This window comes from Paenibacillus sp. TY11, assembly GCF_059772165.1.
This window is the reverse complement of the sequence record NZ_JCBAIQ010000019.1, coordinates 75,908-92,076: the sequence shown is the minus strand read 5'-3', so window position 1 is coordinate 92,076 and position 16,169 is coordinate 75,908. Positions and strand designations below refer to the sequence as shown.

18 protein-coding genes and 1 pseudogene are annotated in these 16,169 nt (G+C 35.0%); 1 reads left to right on the top strand and 18 read right to left on the bottom strand.

Annotated features, from left to right (window positions below; translation table 11 throughout):
- Positions 1–60: 60 nt before the first annotated feature.
- From AC6EJC_RS20105 to AC6EJC_RS20070, 8 genes and pseudogenes are all read right to left on the bottom strand, one after another.
- Positions 61–687, bottom strand: a complete 627-nt coding sequence (locus AC6EJC_RS20105) for a class I SAM-dependent methyltransferase (protein ID WP_444955480.1) — start codon at positions 685–687, stop codon at positions 61–63.
- Between the two features lie 21 nt (positions 688–708).
- Positions 709–1,164 carry a DinB family protein gene (locus tag AC6EJC_RS20100; RefSeq protein ID WP_444955479.1) on the bottom strand — a complete coding sequence of 152 codons (456 nt, stop codon included), beginning with the start codon at positions 1,162–1,164 and terminating at the stop codon, positions 709–711.
- A gap of 23 nt (positions 1,165–1,187) precedes the next feature.
- Entirely contained in the window at positions 1,188–1,505 is a 318-nt protein-coding gene (locus tag AC6EJC_RS20095; RefSeq protein WP_444955478.1) for a GNAT family N-acetyltransferase, read from the bottom strand.
- A gap of 298 nt (positions 1,506–1,803) precedes the next feature.
- Positions 1,804–2,301, bottom strand: a complete 498-nt coding sequence (locus AC6EJC_RS20090; RefSeq protein WP_440722708.1) for a GNAT family N-acetyltransferase — start codon at positions 2,299–2,301, stop codon at positions 1,804–1,806.
- A 181-nt stretch (positions 2,302–2,482) separates the two neighbouring features.
- Entirely contained in the window at positions 2,483–2,896 is a 414-nt protein-coding gene (locus tag AC6EJC_RS20085; protein ID WP_444955477.1) for a GNAT family N-acetyltransferase, read from the bottom strand.
- Between the two features lie 89 nt (positions 2,897–2,985).
- A pseudogene (locus AC6EJC_RS20080) lies at positions 2,986–3,434 on the bottom strand (GNAT family N-acetyltransferase).
- Between the two features lie 174 nt (positions 3,435–3,608).
- Positions 3,609–3,821: a hypothetical protein gene (locus AC6EJC_RS20075; protein WP_444955476.1), complete on the bottom strand. Its 213-nt coding sequence runs from the start codon at positions 3,819–3,821 to the stop codon at positions 3,609–3,611.
- 129 nt (positions 3,822–3,950) lie between these two features.
- On the bottom strand, positions 3,951–4,520 hold the full coding sequence (locus AC6EJC_RS20070) for a TetR/AcrR family transcriptional regulator (RefSeq protein ID WP_444955475.1): 570 nt from the start codon (positions 4,518–4,520) through the stop codon (positions 3,951–3,953).
- A gap of 239 nt (positions 4,521–4,759) precedes the next feature.
- On the opposite strand from AC6EJC_RS20070, the gene AC6EJC_RS20065 reads away from it, so the two are divergent.
- Positions 4,760–5,509, top strand: a complete 750-nt coding sequence (locus AC6EJC_RS20065; RefSeq protein WP_444955474.1) for an SDR family oxidoreductase — start codon at positions 4,760–4,762, stop codon at positions 5,507–5,509.
- A gap of 365 nt (positions 5,510–5,874) precedes the next feature.
- Here AC6EJC_RS20065 and AC6EJC_RS20060 read toward each other — a convergent pair whose 3' ends face one another.
- From AC6EJC_RS20060 to AC6EJC_RS20015, 10 genes are all read right to left on the bottom strand, one after another.
- A complete protein-coding gene (locus AC6EJC_RS20060) occupies positions 5,875–6,264 on the bottom strand; it encodes a hypothetical protein (protein WP_076157294.1) in 390 nt (129 codons plus the stop codon).
- 338 nt (positions 6,265–6,602) lie between these two features.
- Positions 6,603–6,902, bottom strand: coding sequence for a hypothetical protein (locus tag AC6EJC_RS20055; RefSeq protein WP_235309177.1), 300 nt, complete (start codon positions 6,900–6,902; stop codon positions 6,603–6,605).
- Between the two features lie 173 nt (positions 6,903–7,075).
- Positions 7,076–7,546, bottom strand: coding sequence for a hypothetical protein (locus tag AC6EJC_RS20050; RefSeq protein WP_444955473.1), 471 nt, complete (start codon positions 7,544–7,546; stop codon positions 7,076–7,078).
- A 305-nt stretch (positions 7,547–7,851) separates the two neighbouring features.
- Positions 7,852–8,385 (bottom strand): YfiT family bacillithiol transferase, encoded by a 534-nt coding sequence (locus AC6EJC_RS20045; RefSeq protein WP_444955472.1) that lies wholly within the window; start codon positions 8,383–8,385, stop codon positions 7,852–7,854.
- A 178-nt stretch (positions 8,386–8,563) separates the two neighbouring features.
- The gene (locus AC6EJC_RS20040) at positions 8,564–9,322 is read right to left on the bottom strand and encodes a hypothetical protein (protein WP_444955471.1); all 759 of its coding nucleotides are present in this window, start codon (positions 9,320–9,322) and stop codon (positions 8,564–8,566) included.
- 161 nt (positions 9,323–9,483) lie between these two features.
- Positions 9,484–10,710, bottom strand: coding sequence for a Shedu immune nuclease family protein (locus AC6EJC_RS20035; protein WP_444955470.1), 1,227 nt, complete (start codon positions 10,708–10,710; stop codon positions 9,484–9,486).
- 121 nt (positions 10,711–10,831) lie between these two features.
- The gene (locus AC6EJC_RS20030; protein WP_444955469.1) at positions 10,832–11,566 is read right to left on the bottom strand and encodes a hypothetical protein; all 735 of its coding nucleotides are present in this window, start codon (positions 11,564–11,566) and stop codon (positions 10,832–10,834) included.
- A 484-nt stretch (positions 11,567–12,050) separates the two neighbouring features.
- Positions 12,051–13,361 carry a restriction endonuclease gene (locus AC6EJC_RS20025; RefSeq protein WP_444955468.1) on the bottom strand — a complete coding sequence of 437 codons (1,311 nt, stop codon included), beginning with the start codon at positions 13,359–13,361 and terminating at the stop codon, positions 12,051–12,053.
- A 534-nt stretch (positions 13,362–13,895) separates the two neighbouring features.
- On the bottom strand, positions 13,896–15,014 hold the full coding sequence (locus tag AC6EJC_RS20020) for a hypothetical protein (RefSeq protein ID WP_444955467.1): 1,119 nt from the start codon (positions 15,012–15,014) through the stop codon (positions 13,896–13,898).
- 324 nt (positions 15,015–15,338) lie between these two features.
- Positions 15,339–16,049 (bottom strand): hypothetical protein, encoded by a 711-nt coding sequence (locus AC6EJC_RS20015; RefSeq protein WP_444955466.1) that lies wholly within the window; start codon positions 16,047–16,049, stop codon positions 15,339–15,341.
- Positions 16,050–16,169: the final 120 nt, after the last annotated feature.

The following is a 16,169-nucleotide window of genomic DNA, read 5'->3' as shown; positions in this document are numbered from 1 at the left end:
CAACTTGAGATAAGTGAAGCATAAAACGATGTAGTAGAAGTTGCTTGCTTTTTTGAATAGCTATCCAATCTTTTGAACAAATATATATCTTAATTCATATTTTTTCTGTTGTTTTTCTGCATATATCAGAGTTTCTCTTATGGAACCCGTTTCTAATATATTCAAATCATTAAAATGTCCTTTTAAATCTTCTTCAGTAAAGAAGTGAGCATATTTACCTTTCTTGTATTCATATGTTCCTTCTTCAATTTCCCTACCCACACCATTATTAAAATCACAATCAGAAAAACATGTGAAATACATTACTCCCAATTCCTTCAAATGCTTCACGCAATTCTGTATCAGTTTTTTTCGATCTTCTAACAAAAATAAATGCAATAAATCATAACAATATATTCCATCATACCTTTGGCATGTACTAAACTCTAATACCGATTCTTGAATAAAATTCGTTTTTAAGTCCCATTCTTTTGCTAGATTTATAGCTGAACTAGATATCTCAATTCCATCAACCTGAAAATAAGAAGAGAACGCCTTCGTATTTCTTCCATATCCAGCACCAGGAACCAAAATATCATGTACATTATTCTTTTTGAACAAATCTATAGCTTGGGTTACAGTTTGACTTGGTTCACACCCCCAAATCATCCCTTCTTCAGTAAATCTTTTGTTCCAATAATCCCCCATATGATTCACCCGCCTATATACTCACATAGCTCTTCTTTTAAGCTCATCAATCTGTCTGATATGATGTTGATCATGCCAGATAAAATCTCTTAAATATGATATTACAGTAAACTTCCCGTTAGCATATTCTTTAGTAAACTTATCGTCTTCAAAACTCTCTATACTCTCCAATATCATGTTACGATACTGAATAGTCATTTTAATTAATTCTTCTTTCGTTTTTGTTTTTCCATATTCAATAGCATCCTGATTAAATTGTTCAAAATCAATATGTGTTAATATCAAAGGTGTATTGTTTAATATGGGACTTATTGCTGCATCAAAAAAGTATTTATCCCACAGCAGTATATGACTTACGACATCCTGAACTGACCATTTATCTTCGGCAATCTTTATGTGCCAATCCATTTCACGAATCTCAGAAACAAAACTGATCCATCCTTTGAACTCCTCTAGTAACCGTGACTTCTCATTCATGGTATCAAGCTCCTTTTTTCAAATTATTCATTGTTCCTTTGCCATTCATCTGCTAAAATCGCATATTGATATGCATTATGCCAAATGGGTTGTCCTTCTTTTCGCATCAACAAGCGCTCCAATAATCTACACGATGAAGCGTTTTCTGGATTACACATCGCAATAATCCGATGAGCCTTTAACTCTTCAAATCCATATTGCAATACTCTTCTACTTGCCTCCGTAGCATATCCATTTCCATAGTATCTTGGGTTGAATATGTATCCTATTTCCCATGTTAAAAACTCAAAGGGTACGGTTTGATTAAAATAAATGTGTCCTATCATTTTATAAGTAATCATGTAGATCATTCCAATCATCAGATCGAAAATTTCTTATAAGTAATCTTTCTGACTCTAAATCTATCATAATTATAGCCTCTAATACGTTTATTTAGCCTTTGTCTGAATTACTTTTACCGATCATTTAAACCCTCTCCATTGAGAATTTTCTGCATACATTTTTCAACCCTTGACTCCCGAGTTTTGGATTGTTTGGGTGCACTCAGAATCCGTAAGGAGCCGCTGCTTGGATATGATGTTAGGCGATACCCTTGATCTCTTTTGAGTTCCTTAAAATAATCCCTATTACTACTGTATTTTAACTTCTCAAATCAACAACCATCGTGATTGATGAATCAACTTTCCCAACTTCTTTAAATCCGAATCGCTCGTAGAGTTTCATTGCCGCTGCATTGCTCGGATCAACACTGAGGGATAATTTTTTTATGTTCCTCTTCCTAGCTTCTATAAATAATTCATCCATTAAGGCCATTCCGATTTTTCTCCCCCTGTATTCTTTTAACAAAGCCATTCCTAGTTCGGGTACATCATTATCAATAAATCCAAATCCCTTATTATCCTCGTTAAAATATCGAACTGTTATTGATCCGACGGGTTCACCCTCATGGTTCATTGCTATAAATCCAAAATCCCCATCTCTTCCCCAACCTTCAATATACTTTGATATATAAGGGTCTTTTATTATCGCTTTATCGAATGGCTCTTGACCTTCTGGGACAAATAATGATTCATATAACATCTCCCATAAAAAAAACACATCATCTTCTATTATTGGTCGGATTCTGTATTGCATCATTGAAGTTACCTCATTTCTAGATTCTCAAAGGTTTCGCATAACGTTTCTGTATTCATGAACCCCAAAGGGGTTGTCTGCTGAAATCCCTCTTCGAATTTCAACTCCCAGACCTAGGCTCCATTGTGAACGCAGCTTGAATATTATATTTTAAATGTCACTTCCTTCATTGATTTCCTCAACGTTAATTTTTGTTCAACTCCTTTGTCAGTATTATTTCCAGAGGTTCATTCTCAAGCATTAAACATCCAGCATCTCTATATCCAAGCTTTCTATAAAAATGTTGAGCTCCTTCATTCGACTGTGTTGAGGTCATGACCATTTCAAATCCTTTTTGTTTCATTAATTCTTCCCAATATTGGACAACTTTTTTACCAATACCTGTTCCTCTATACTCCTCATCTATCCATATCATATTCATAAATGGTGTGTTGTCCCAAAAAAATCCGTATCTCATCCAACCTATTTCTTGATTGGATTCTCTAATTATTAGAATTTCATTTTCTTTTATTTTTGGTCCTATAAGTGTTTTATGTATGTGCTTGTCTCTTAACGAGATATACTCATAATCTGATTCAATCGCAAAATCAATCTTCATTGTAAATCCTCCCTTTCACTCTTCTCATTAAATATCTTCTTGGTAACACTTAGCACTGATGTCTCATAACGTTTGTACATTACATAAGTTTATAGAGTCTTTTCAAAAATGTATAAGTCACCTTCTTCTCTAACTTTAGTAAACCCACACTTTGAGTAGAAGTGACGATTCTTGACACTCCAGCTAGGAGTACCCAGCCACCATTTAGTGCTGTCTGGAAATTTATATTCAATTTTCTCCATCACCTGCGTTCCGATTCCTTGATTCTTAAAATTTGGATCAATAAAGATTCTTCCTAGATTATGCACTTGATTACATTCTACAAATATCATAGCTCCCCCGATTATTTCTCCATTAAAGAGTACTTGAAATATTCGCAATTTTGCATCATCTCTTCTTGCCAGCTTATGGAGTCATATCCTATTGGCCCAACGGTTTCGTTATTATAAAAATGCTTTGATTCATCCTCAAAACTGGCCTTTTGTATTTCAGCAAGTTTTTGTGCATCATTTTTTCTAGCTTTTTCTAATGTCAGCACCAAACATACCTCCATTGTCTTTTTATTTTTTCTGGGGTTGTCTGCTGAAATCCCTCTTCGAACTCCATCCCAACAGGCCAAAGCTCCGTGAGGATTCGATGCTTGAATATTATATTATCAGAAGTTACCGAACTTCTTCACTATGCATTCAAAATCAATCTGCAAATTTTTTTATCAGTGAATTTTCTTATACGTTCTTTTTTCATTTTGTAGTTTGATTATTAGTTCATATGCATCTCTTTCACTTTTCTGAGCTTTTAGTGACTCTTCTTCTGTTATTTCTATTTCTATCATTTGAACCACTATTCCACCAGCATCAAAACTAATGAATATTCCCCCATCTCTTCGAATTATATTAATCCCATAATTAGCAAAGAGTATATCCATAAAGTGACCTCCAGATCTTTCGCGTTCTTTATACTATAGCTTTTAGTACTTTTGAGATCTTATTATTATGTTTTTAGTAATTAAAGAATTTCTGATAACGTTTGTGTATAAAGCCTCTAAATTAGAGACTCAAATGGACGATGTTCGTTCGTGTCCCTCGACACCACGGTTCAGCAAATTCCAAAATTGTTCAACCATGACCGATGCCGGATATGGCATCGAACGAGTAATCCACCATTCCAATATCCCCACTGCCGCTGAAATTAAAAATTGCACCGTAATGTCCCTGTTCATTTCCTGATCGAGGTTGATCGAATCCAGATGCTCGCCCAGACTTTGCCGAAACATTTTCTCCATTTGGTTCCGAAAAACCGTACTTCCCTTGTTCGTCAGCATTCTAGAGTAGAATGAAGCATGCTGCTCCAAATATTCAAAACTGCGCAGTAATGCGGTTTTGGAAGGGAGATGAAAGAAGTTATCTTCAGACATACAATTGCGCAGTAACTCGTTAATTTGAGCTTCCATGCATTGATCACGCAGATCGTACTTGTCAGCGAAATGCAAATAAACCGTTCCGCGATTGACATTCGCTTCCTCCGCAATTTGATTGATCGTAATTCTCTCGAATTCCTTTTCTGCCATCAGCCTCATAAAAGCATCAATAATGGCTTGCCTCGATTTTTGAATACGCCTGTCCATATCCTTCTCCCCTTTGTACTATCCGAAAAAATGAACACTTCGAAGTCCTCTGTTGAAAAATCAACAACCACGCTTGTTTTAACCTTTGAACCCCATATACCGCTCTGATACATTTACTTTATAAAATTTATGTTGATGATTCAACATATGTTCAATTTTAGAGGAGCCATACTCATGAAAGCTATTGTTTTACAATGTTTGGATAATTTAATTTACATTGAATTAGGAGGGTTTAAAAATTGAAACTTACAGGAAACACGATTTTTATTACAGGCGGCGGTTCGGGAATTGGACGTGCGTTAGCAGAAGCTCTCCACAATCTTGGAAACAAAGTTATTATCTCCGGTCGACGTAAAAAGCGTCTGGAGGAGACGATTAAAGCGAATCCCGGCATGTCCGCAGTGGAATTGAATGTACAAGATCCTGCCAGCATAAAGGCGGTCGCAAAGCAGTTAATCAAAGAATATCCGGATGTTAATGTCTTGATTAACAACGCCGGCATCATACAATCCGATGACGCGGCGGGTGTGATTGATGAGGATGTTTTGATTTCGACTGTCACTACAAACTTGCTAGGTCCCATTCGGTTGACTTCTGCATTCATCGAGCATTTGAAGTCCAAAGAAGAAGCGGTTATCATCAACACGACTTCAATACTCGGATTTGTACCATTAGCAACAACTGCTGTATACTCCGCGACGAAAGCAGCACTTCATACCTATACGCTTTCCCAAAGGTACTTGCTTAAAGACACATCGGTAAAAGTAATAGAAATTGTGCCCCCATGGGTTCAAAGCAACAACGATGAACCACGTGCGATGCCACTTGATTCATTCATTGATGCAACAATAAAGATACTTGGCACGGATACAGACGAAGTTCTGGTGGAAGAAGCGAAAATGTTTCGAAATAACCCTGGCCTGAACGAAGGTATTTTTGTGACCCAGCTTAACGATACGTTGAAGTCTGAACCTCCAAAGATCCATTGATCCATCTGTAATTTAATTTTCAAAAATTTAGGCGAGCATGAAGTAGACACTCAGCTCCGTCTATTTCATGTTCATTTTATTGCAACTTGCTCGTGGAGTAAGAAAAAGCGCCAAGCGGTCACACCCATGTTTACCTCTTAAATAATTTCGTTGATTTCACATAACGTTGGGCATTCCTGAAGTTCAAGCAGTTTAAGGTGACCATTGGGAATACTCGTCAGACTTAACAGGTCGAATGTGTCCGGTGAATCCGCTCCTCCGAAATGCCTCTTCCAGACCAAGCGTAGAGCTTGTTCTGCTCCGATGAATTTAATGCGATGTTAGATGATGTCACCTACTTTTTAGAGTTGCATTGAAAGTAATTATTATTCTTGTTTCCATTTATGTGTTTTGAGTAGTTTTCCAGTTTCATAATAATACTTTATTACTTCAATCAAAGGAATTAATTCTATACAAATGTTATCGCAATAATTTCCTAACTGACCACCAGCAACCAGAAGAATTTCATTGTTTCCCTGTTTATCGTTCATAAGAGTATATATATTACCATCAATTGTAATAGACACTATGAAATATTCCGGTCCGCCTCCAACCAATGCTGAATCTGTATCTGATACCTCAAAAAAAACTAATGTAAATTTATCTCCATCGAGTTTTTTTAAAAAACTTAAAGTGTCTGCCCATGTAGGATTCATAACTATTTCTTCATTGAATGTGGTCCCATTCCATTCATCAATACTAATAGATTTTATCATTTTTTCTTTTCATCCTTTATAGATGGTTTTATTTATTTAGGTGCTTTCATCTAACATTTCCGCCTCTATGACGTGACCTGACCCTAGATAGCTTATCTTAGGTCAGGTTGTGTGTTATCTGAATATGCTTCTGTGCTTGACACCTAATAACTTACTAGTACTTCATTCAAAGTGTCAAATCCCTAGATGTAATATTATTAAGTCGTCATTATCTTCAACTAGATTACATAAGGTAATTAGTTCAGAGAGAATTTTTAATAAATTAGCTTTTCTTACTTCAATTTTTTCATATTCACCTTTATCGATTTGGTCTCTCCAAAAATAATTCCCTGTTAACTTTATTTCATTTGGAGCATTTTTAAATATCTCATACCAACCTGTAATAATTTTTTTAGTACACTCGCTCCATTTGGATAAATATCTGTTAACCCATAGTAATTCAACCCGAATCTATTTCCAGTTTCATTTGGTATCCACTTTAATGTATCTGAAAAATACTGAAAGAATTCATCATCTAATTCAACTAAATAATCGATACCTGATTTACTTTTATTAATTCTCCCATTGTTATTCCTAACAATTTGATTTAATTCAAAGCCAATTTTAGGAGCTATAAGAAACTCATGAATTAATGGCATTCTATTCACCTGTTTTCTTAAATGCTAGTCTTTCAGATAACGTTTCTGTATTCATGAACCCCATTAGGGGTTGTCTGCTGAAATACCTTTTCGAAATCCACCTTGCAGACCAAGGCTTCACAGAGTCGCTGCTTGAATATATGTTAGCCGAAGTACTGATCCTCTTCGAGTTTTCACTCAAAATACTCATCTTTCTTTTGCTTGTATAAGACTTTTCCAAACTCTTTAGTTGGTGAGATAACCCGAATGATTCGACTAGCATTTATAGAATTCGTCAAAACAAGTTGACAGTCCTCTAGGATATATTCCATGAATGCTGCATCTGTTAAAGTTTCCTTATAATCATCTGGATTTTTCTTAATTACTTCCTTCCCCAGCTTTAAAAAATCCTGATCATGGTTATGTACTTCGATATTATTCCATACAGCTCTTTCTCCGATCCTCCAAATGATTGCATTCTGTATTTCCATACCTAATTCAATTAGCGTTTTTATAGGTTTTTCGCTTCTGTCACTTGTCATGTGTCCTATAAAATGACCAAAATAAGCAGGAAAATCAGACTCTTCCACTCTAAATACAAATCCATTATATTTCTTTCTGTCTTTTCTAAATCTCTTTAATGCTTTCATCCACCAACGATCCAATGCAATATGTCCTGTTAAAGGAAAACAGTAAACCCCGTTCCGACTTTTTCTAATTCCGTTTTTCAAGATGTTTTTTGAGTAATTCACAGGTGATCAATGAACAACAAGCACATAAACAACCCCTATAATTATGAATTTACAAGTATATCGGCTAACGTTTCTGTATTCATGAACCCATAGGGGTGTCTGCTGAAATTCCTCTCCGAAATCCATCCCCAGACCCAGGCCCCAAAGGAGCCGCAGCTTGAATATTATGTTATGCGTTTTTACTGCCATCTTTGAACTCCTTACAATTACCCTCTTTCTTATATGTCTTTCCATTTCTCTCTTCTTATTAGGTTTTCGATTTGGGATGCATGGTGTTTGTTGTGCCAAATAAATCTTTGTATAGCTGTCTCTAATGTAATTATTCCTAATACTTCGGTTTGTATAGTCCGTTTATACTCTTCTATACTAAGTTCTTTCAGCAACACTAAAAAGCGATGATGCAATATTTCAATAAGTGATAGCGAATTCTCTACGGGCAACTTCTTGTAATCAATTAATTCTCCCCACAGATTTTCTCTATATGTATTTGCTAATGGATTATTTTCAGTTAATCCTCTTTTAAATCTCAGGTACGCATTCATATCATTATCAGCTAAGTGATGTATGACCTGCCTTACTGTCCAACCGTTCGGCCGATACGGAGTCTCCAATTGGTATTGTTCGAGACCAACCAGCAATGTATTTAATCGCTTAATTAGTTCAGGAATTTGTCTAATAAGATTTATTATTTCATCATTTGAAAGATTGTTTTTGGGTTGAAATTGACCAATCGGATATTTGATTTGATCCATTGTATTTCTCCTTTCTTCTTTAGAATTGCAATAATTACGCATAACGTTTCTGTATTCACGACCTCAGCGTATGCTGAGTGTCCGGCGAATGCCGGACCAAGGACGAATGTCCGCAGCGTGAATATTATGTTATAGGATGTCAGCACTTCTTTGCACAACCTATAAAACTACTTATTATTTAAATTGAAGATTCAAGGTATTTTGATAGAAGCAATCTTTCTATTTCTTCAATCAACTCGCAGACTAGCCCGAAACTCTCAAGGCAATAATCATACGTTAAATACGACTTATATGTAGTTTCATTTTCACCTCTATTGTGTACTGCTAAATCGTCTTTCAGTGAATGAGTAAATTGATTTCTGATTTGCCTTAATTGTTTAATCTCTTTCCAAAAGTCTTTTGGTAGATTAACATTCATATTGCACTCTCTACGTATAAAATCTATATATTTATTGATCACTGGTTTATTTTGAGACGACATAACAAATTCTTCCCCTATTTTATGGGCAAGTAAATCAACTATATTTTTCAAGGTGCTCTCAAGAATGCTATAAAGTAAGGAGGTTATCGATATATACAAGTATTCAGTAAAGTAATTCTCAATATTATAGTATGATTCTTCTTGAGCATGTCCCATCTCGGCACTAATAGGTTTTGAAAGACTTCTTTCTAAATATTTTTTTCTTGTCTCAATGAATTCTTCAATGAAATCTTTATTTATATTTAAGTAAAGCAATAAAGAATTTATTCGATCTTGAAATACTGAAAATTCAATTTCTGACGAATAAGTTTGATAAAACAATTCTTGTTCTATTACCATTTCATTTACCAATTTATAATCATTCTCACAAATAGAATCCAAAAAATCTAATTGATCTTGCTCGCTCATATTTTCGAAGTCTAGTGTTTGTTTCGACACCTCATCTACATACCTCATCAGCTTACCTCATTTCAAAAAATTATTAAATTCACGCTGATTTCCTATAACGTTCCTGTATTCATGACGTCCGACGTAGTCGGATGTATCTGCTGAAATGCTTCCTCGAAATCCATCCAGCAGACCAAGGCTCCATAAGGAGCCGCTGCTTGAATATTATGTTATACGACGGAGTCACTTCTTGAATCTGCTTTCGGCAATTGGCTTTGAAATTTTTCGATAATTCTTTCTAACCTTCTAATAAGATCATCATATGTAACAATATCCAACACATTTTTATACTTTCTTTTAATAACTTCTAAATCTCGAAGTTGTTCAATACCAAGCTCTTCTTCTCTTCCAAGAATTAAGATAGCATTAGGATTTGTTATGTTAATCTTGAAACCATCCGGAAGCAAATCCTTATATTTATTTGTTAGTTTTATTTCACCTTGTCTACCCGACTTGTTTAAATGAAACAGATACTTTTCTACTTGCATGATAGTACCTGAGAGTTCTCTAACGGGGACATAATTATCTCTATATGTTCTTGTCGAAATCAAGGCATTAGAATTAGGTTTTTTTATTTCAACAACATCAACATTTCCATTTGAGTCAACTAGCATATAATCTAATCTTCTTTCTTTCAAATCGTAATCGTCGTAGACGCTTACTTCTTTAAATACTGTGATATATTTAGGGTAAATCAATATCAAAACGTCAATAATTTCGTTTTGCCAGTCTGATTCAGAATAGCCTTTTTCATTCTTAAGCATATCTTTAAGGCGATTCAGCACTATCTGATACTTAATGGTTTCGTACTCAGCAAATGAAGCACTTAAGCTTGACTTAGTACTTTTAGCCACTGACTTTTTAGACATGTAAGAATTATATTCTGATATAAAATCTTGTTTAATATTTACATATTCTTTTAATATACAGCTAATCCTTGCATTAGAATATTTCTGTAGTTCAGTAGAGTTAGGAAATACCTTTAATAGCTTATTGAATTCTTCCATATGTAAATCCGATTCTTTTGGTCCAATAAACAAATCTCCTTCTATCACATCAAAAATCTTCCTGAAAATAGATATATTATTCCATGTCTTAAATATATTCGGTTGAAATTTTATACTTTTATGGATAAATAACTCATCCTCTATCCCGATTGCAGTTTTCTTGACTCTAAAATAGTCGCCTTCTAAATTTGCAAAAGAAAATTGTGCCTCTTCTATTATAGTAAATTCTTCTGAACCGATCTCTTTATATAAATCATCCTTTTCAAAATAAAAGGTTCTGCCTATAGTTATCTTCTGGTTATTATCAAATTTTTTTGTTATCCAATATAATCCATCCCTTGGTGTGTATCGAATTATAATTTCATTCCCGATTTCTTCGAATCTAATCATAAGGTCTCCTTAATAAACTTTTCTTCATTGTAAGCTTAATTTAATTTCCTGTATTCAACTTACAATTTATATTTATTGGATTGTTAAACACGATTCCATTTGTGCGTCAAAGATCTGCAATTTAGATTCTGTTGTATAACATTCTCGTATTCACGACGTCCGACGAAGTCGAATGTGTCCGGCTGCTTCCCGAAATCCCTTCTACCGGCCCGAGGGCTATTATGGCTCGATGCGTGAATGTTATATTATACGAGGCCTCTTCTTCTCCAGAGACGTATACTAGTGTCCATGCATTTCTTGATAAACTATTATCAACTGCTACAATATTAATTAAGTTGTATATCTCATTTGGTTTGGAATATAACTCCATAAATTTATTAACGGTAACAGGCAAAAAATTTCTAGTTGACCCGTGCCACGACCACATACTTCTATCTCTCATTTCCTTCATAATATTTAAATTAATTCTATAAATTAATCTGTATGGATCTCCTCTCCATTCCTCTGGAAGGTGTGATAATATTTCATTTAGTCCCGCAGAAATCCAAATCAAAGCTTGTTTCTCACTGCTTTCTTTGTTACTCCATAACATCTCAGCTGTTCGTTTAATACCCATCACTGTATCCCAATCAGCACCTAAGATGCCCCGATCATTTAATTTCTTTGTTCTATATTCAACTTCACTGGTTGGCCACCAATCTATTATTTCAGTTCCAATGTTAAGATTAGAATTTAGCTGTGGTTTTATCATAATTTTTTCGAAATTCTGCTCACTAATAGATTTATAGCTATATTCTTCAATAAAGTGTTTCCAGTATGAATAGACTTTCTCCCATGAGAAATCATCTGTGTTCATATTGTGTCTCCTCGTATTAAGATGGTTTCGTATAACGTTCCTGTATTCACGACGTCCACCAACGGTGGATGTGTCCCGGCAACTATTTCATCGCCTCTTCTAGCCGGACCAAAGGGCGAAGAAGTCGACCGAAGCGTTGAATACTTTGTTATAAGATGTCGGTGGTTTCTTCGAAATAAATACTTTGTTCTTAGATATACTACTTATGATCAACGCTATTGAAATATCTAGTTCACTATTGCAGCCAGTTAGCTAAACTAAAGATTTTTACCTGCCGATTTCTTATAACATTCCCGCGGCTCACGATCATTCCTTCCTTATTAACGCTTCAGCGAAAAAAGCGGCATAGCGCTTGCCACGCAAGGGCTGTGACACCCGAAGGAATGTCAGTAAACCGACGTATTAGCTAGCTGTAGTTCGATTTTAATTCACATATTTTGTTTACAATGAAGTTCTCCATATAATATAGTTAGTTTTCTTCCATCTATTTACGCAATACGCTTCCGTAGTAATCACATGATTGTCGTCCCTTTTCAGTTAAAGTAATTACCCCATTCGGAGAATCACGGAAAGGGAGAATAATGTCCTTATCAATTAAATCATGGATGATCTCGATATATAGTATTTGCCATACGCTATTTAATCGATCATCCTTCTCAAACTCATGACGACCTCTGACATAATTCAAAACCGCTTCAATTGATGACGTTCCACCATGAGTGTTTTTAAGATGATCAATGACATTTTGTTCAAATGCATTGAAATGTTGTTTATATTCGTACTTATCAAGTAAATCCACTAAACCGCTGCTCATTATTGCTTTCTCAATGTAGTCATAGTCTTCATACAACCTGTTAAACTCGTTGCTATCTCTTGAATATCCAATTTTGAAATTATCCATAAAGTTCTTATAATAATCTTTGTGATTTATTCTAAAGTGATCTGATCCGAAGTTGGCTTCAACAAACCTTATGTCCCAATTCACGCTAACCCCCTCAATGTTCCAATTCTTCTCGTTAAAATACTGATCAAAATCTACCAGTCTAGCTTTGGGTTTTTCTTTGGTGTAATACATGTAATCAACAAACACCAAAAAATTCGTATTCTTGTCATCGTAATATACGGCTCTTGGCAGTAGGTATTCACGGCTATTAGTGCATCTTTCAAGACCAACAAGCTTACGTTTATCGATTTTATCAAAACCTTCGATTACTTCTATAAATTTCTCCACTAAACCAATTTCACTAAAGGTCAATGAATCTCTTGATGATAGATAGATAAAATACTTCTTGTAGTAAGCCATCCAAAATGAAGAATCCTGTGTGTTATACAATTTCCACGACAGCTTTTTTGCTGATTCATTAAAAAACATATCAATCAAATGATAGTTATGAGGTTTCATTAGTCTTCTTTCTATTTCAATCGAATCCCAATATCTAGCGCTAACCTTTGTGAAGTTGTTAATATCCTTCAAATGATTGATTAATCCTGATGAAGGTTGCGTAGAACACGCTATTAAAAAACCATCTGCACCAATAGCCAAGCAAGTTTCCATAATCTGTAGATCATTTTTACCTACTGATTTCTCGCTATGTGCATTGTGCTTACATTGTACAACCCATTTTTTCTGAATCTCTCCCAATTTACCTTCATAGGACTCAATGGCAATCAAATCCTTATCCCCATCCGGTCCCACTCCGGTCCAGTGAATCTCAAAACCTTCCGATAACAACAACTCTTTGACAAGTTGCTCAAACTCGACTCCGCTTTTTTCCAATTCTTTAAAATCAAGCACCTCGTCACCCTATTCCTTTATTAATTAACTATGTTATATCTAAATTCAAAATCAAATTACAGCTAATGCTCGTGTATGCATGAATCCGAGAAGCTTAAGAGGCGTCTGTCTGGGTTCGAGGGGCTTAGCCCCGTAGGAGTTGTCAACTGATTCCGCTTCCCCGAAACCCTCCTGCAGACCAAGAGCCATAAGGTCCGCAACGTGAAGAAATACGCTTTTATAAGATGTCGGCTAATTCCTGAAAAATATAGTTTTCAATGAACATCTTTCAAATTTAACTCCGTTGAATTACCCTAAATAAATATATCTTTCACCGATTTCTTATAACGTTCCTGTATTCACGACTCAGCGTATGCTGAGTGTCCGGCGAATGCCGGGCCAAGGGCGTATGCCCACAGCGTGAATATTATGTTATCTGCTGTTGATGCTCCTTAAACAACTTATTCTAGCTCAATACAGATAGAATAATAAAAAAGGCTTTCGAGAAGTTCTCGATTGCCTCTTTTCATAATGATTTCTAAATCACACAGATCACTAACTTATCATATCTTCCAATACGCTTGCTGCTGTAGACATTAAGCGGTTCATGTCAGAAAATAAATTCATGATTCTCTTTTTCGCTTTAATCAAATCTTTTTGAATAGGTGGAATTGTTCCTAACATTTCTTTTATCTCGTCGATTGCCTTTTCAGAGCCTTTTAAAGCAGAAAACATTTCTTCAGTCATATTCACAAGTTCTGGGTTAGTTGCTAACGACCCATCGACTTCTTCTATTATGGATACTGATTTACTGAATGCATCTAAAAACTCATTTAAATGGGTACTCATTTCTTTTGATTCGGGTTCAAACTTAGAAGCAAAACTATTCATTATTATGGCTATACGACTGATCGCTATTTTCATTGCTTTAATGTCAGTTGCATTTTCCATAGCTGCAAGCTTTTCGGTTCTTAGAGTGATATCTTTTGCAAATTCAGTGACTAAGGATTCAATGCTATTAAAATTAACATTCAAGTAAAAAGCTTTCTGAGTTAACGTAGTATATAAATCAAGAAGTCCGTCTTCATCTTCATCTTCGATTTCAAAATCTTCTTGTTGATCAGCGACTATAACGCTCGTATGGTTAGTATTCCAATTTTTTAGTTTCATAGTAAGATGCGCTCTTAAAAAACTTTCAAAACTATCAATTCCTTCGTAGGACCAATAGTATACTCCTTCTTCGCCAATTCTACTTTTGAAATCTTTTATCAATTTTAATTGATTTAAGTCCATATCTCTAGGCGATATCGGCGACTCATTGAAGTAAAACATTACTTCTACATTTTCACCTGATCGCGCTCTGTTGTATGCCCTTTCAAATTCTTCAATAGTACCCGAATCAGCTCGAGCTGTTTTCGTTCCTGCTCTTGACCAAAGAACACCAATGAATATATCATAATCATCATCAATTTGTTTATTAATGATGTCTTGTGCATCAACTCCCTGAATAGAAGGTGAAGTGCTATTCTCCCAATTGACCAATTGAAGCCTTACATTAAAAATATCTCCAATATCTTTATTAAGTTGGTCAATTACTACTCCTACAATCCCTCGCTCTCCAATTACGTCTCCAGGAGAAGCAATAAATACTTTTAAAATTTGAACATTTTTCATTTAAACTCTCCTATCTATTTAATATGTATTAAATTCAATTTTAAGTAAAAATAATAATTGATTTACTTTTTTATTATACTATGATCTTAATAGTCTGCATACAATATGCTTAAAAAAAATGAAATAAATTTCTCGAAATTTGTATTATATAGTACAGCTTTTTTAAATTTATTGTGTTGGTCAATTGCAGATAACGTTCCTGTATTCACGAACCCCGTAAGGGGTTGTCTGCTGAAACTCTTCTCCGATATCCATCCCGCAGACCGAGGCTCCAAAAGAGACGCTGCTTGAAGTTAGACGCTGTTATTGTCTTCATTGAACAACCTAATTTTCTTCTTTAAGTCTAAGCCATTCTTTCACCACTAAATGTATAAGTAACCTTGCTTCAGTAATATTCATTGGCTTCCTAGGTGGTTCATAATCTAATGCATGTCTTGCTTCTATACCAATGGCCTTATAGCTATTAGCTGTTTGGGTAAATCTCTTGAGATTCTCAGATGAAACTGAAGCAAACGATCTAATTCCAGCGTCTTTGTCAATCACCTCAAAAATCTTATACAAACCAACCCAACTATCACTATCATGAGATATCAACCTGATTATTTTATTCACCAATTCATCTTTTAAAGATAATTCTATCCAATTCAGTACAGAATCAGCAGGATTATCATGATTACATACTTCAATTGTTCCATCAGCTCTAATAATTTGATAGTTTGCACTTGCTCCTCCTGATCCAAAAAGGTGGGCTGAAAAAAACAAAATACGGCCACCATCGTCTTTTAAGATGTAAATATCTGATAAACCAACCGTGTTACGAGTTCCTAATGATAGTTTTGTTGTTCCATTTATTAGTTCAATCAATTCATCTACTTTATCACAAACTTCATTATATTCATCAGTTGGTCTGATTTGTGATGATTTTAAGTAATACTGATTCCCTTCCTTATGGATAGCTAATTTTTCTGTATTAAGTAATTTTGAAAGTTCATAAAGATCATCTTCATCTCCAGTTAAACAAACAATCCATTTCATTAAAATCTTCTCCACTTATTTATTAAATAACTGCAATAATTGCGTCTAACGTTCCTGTATTCACGACCCGACGCATGTCGGGTGTCCGGCGAATGCCGGACCAAGGACGTATTTCCGCAG

Coding starts and splice junctions, on each gene's coding strand:
- AC6EJC_RS20105 (WP_444955480.1), bottom strand. CDS start 687: ATGGGGGATTATTGGAACAAAAGATTTACTGAAGAAGGGATGATTTGG.
- AC6EJC_RS20100 (WP_444955479.1), bottom strand. CDS start 1,164: ATGAATGAGAAGTCACGGTTACTAGAGGAGTTCAAAGGATGGATCAGT.
- AC6EJC_RS20095 (WP_444955478.1), bottom strand. CDS start 1,505: ATGATTACTTATAAAATGATAGGACACATTTATTTTAATCAAACCGTA.
- AC6EJC_RS20090 (WP_440722708.1), bottom strand. CDS start 2,301: ATGATGCAATACAGAATCCGACCAATAATAGAAGATGATGTGTTTTTT.
- AC6EJC_RS20085 (WP_444955477.1), bottom strand. CDS start 2,896: ATGAAGATTGATTTTGCGATTGAATCAGATTATGAGTATATCTCGTTA.
- AC6EJC_RS20075 (WP_444955476.1), bottom strand. CDS start 3,821: ATGGATATACTCTTTGCTAATTATGGGATTAATATAATTCGAAGAGAT.
- AC6EJC_RS20070 (WP_444955475.1), bottom strand. CDS start 4,520: ATGGACAGGCGTATTCAAAAATCGAGGCAAGCCATTATTGATGCTTTT.
- AC6EJC_RS20060 (WP_076157294.1), bottom strand. CDS start 6,264: ATGATAAAATCTATTAGTATTGATGAATGGAATGGGACCACATTCAAT.
- AC6EJC_RS20055 (WP_235309177.1), bottom strand. CDS start 6,902: ATGCCATTAATTCATGAGTTTCTTATAGCTCCTAAAATTGGCTTTGAA.
- AC6EJC_RS20045 (WP_444955472.1), bottom strand. CDS start 8,385: ATGGATCAAATCAAATATCCGATTGGTCAATTTCAACCCAAAAACAAT.
- AC6EJC_RS20040 (WP_444955471.1), bottom strand. CDS start 9,322: ATGAGGTATGTAGATGAGGTGTCGAAACAAACACTAGACTTCGAAAAT.
- AC6EJC_RS20035 (WP_444955470.1), bottom strand. CDS start 10,710: ATGATTAGATTCGAAGAAATCGGGAATGAAATTATAATTCGATACACA.
- AC6EJC_RS20030 (WP_444955469.1), bottom strand. CDS start 11,566: ATGAACACAGATGATTTCTCATGGGAGAAAGTCTATTCATACTGGAAA.
- AC6EJC_RS20020 (WP_444955467.1), bottom strand. CDS start 15,014: ATGAAAAATGTTCAAATTTTAAAAGTATTTATTGCTTCTCCTGGAGAC.
- AC6EJC_RS20015 (WP_444955466.1), bottom strand. CDS start 16,049: ATGAAATGGATTGTTTGTTTAACTGGAGATGAAGATGATCTTTATGAA.